The sequence below is a fragment of the Oleiphilus sp. HI0080 genome (assembly GCF_001635135.1).
The window spans coordinates 1-1,104 of the sequence record NZ_LWFU01001023.1 but is presented as its reverse complement, the minus strand read 5'-3'; the positions used below and the strand labels follow the sequence as shown (position 1 = coordinate 1,104).

1 protein-coding gene is annotated in these 1,104 nt (G+C 50.0%); it reads left to right on the top strand.

The genetic code is table 11. The features are described 5' to 3' along the window. On the top strand, nt 1-1,104 hold a 1,104-nt coding region (locus tag A3751_RS19290; RefSeq protein WP_255376100.1), incomplete at both ends, for a putative PEP-binding protein.

Sequence of the window (1,104 nt, the reverse complement as noted above, 5' to 3'; positions counted from 1 at the left end):
TCTTGTTTTCAAAGGTGTGGCTGGCTCTCCTGGTGTCGCCATAGGTCAGAGCATTGTCATGTTTCCTCCGGCTGATTTTGACTCCGTCCCTGAGCGATCAAGTAGCGATATAGATGCGGACTTGAAGCTCTTTGACGGTGCAATCGATTCTGTGCGAGTTGATATCCGTCGAGTTGGCGAACGTTTGTCCAGCCAGTTGCGGCCAGAAGAGCAGGCTTTGTTTGATGTTTACATCGGGATGCTGGATGACAAGGCGTTGGCTGGAGAGGTGCAAGACAAAATCCGTGCGGGATCTTGTGCGCAAACCGCCTTGAAGCATGTCATCAAAGATTACGCGAGCCACTTTGAGATGATGAGCGACTCATATCTACGAGAACGCGCGGTTGACATAAAAGATTTGGGTCGTCGCATTCTCAGCTACTTGCAAGAGCGAGAGGTGGTCGATCAGTCCTACCCTGACAAAACGGTTTTGGTAAGTGATGAGCTGACGCCAACCATGCTTGGAGAAGTGCCGCGAGAAAACCTCGTCGGGCTTGTTTCAATTAAGGGTTCGGGAAGCTCTCATGTGGCGATACTTGCGAGGGCAATGGGCATACCGACGGTTATGGGTTTAGTCGATGTTCCATTGACCAAGCTTGATCAGCGAGAGATGGTCGTAGATGGTTATAACGGCGATATCCTGATCTCTCCTTCTGATGAACTTAAAGATCATTACTCGGCGGTGCTTAATGAGGACCGTGAGCTCGATGAAGACCTCAAGAGCATTATTGACTTGCCGTGTGAGACACTTGATGGTCATCGCGTCCATGCGTGGGTTAACACAGGCTTAATGGCCGATGTAGTACGTTCACTGGATCATGGTGCTGAAGGTGTTGGTTTATACCGGACCGAAGTGCCGTTCATGATCAACGAGCGCTTTCCGAGTGAGTATGAGCAGATGCTTTATTATCGGGAGCAGCTGGAGGCGTTCGCGCCAAACCAAGTCACGATGCGTACCCTGGATATTGGCGGTGATAAATCATTGCCTTACTTTCCTATTGACGAAGAGAATCCTTTTCTAGGCTGGCGTGGTATTCGCGTCACGTTGGACCACCCTGAAATTTT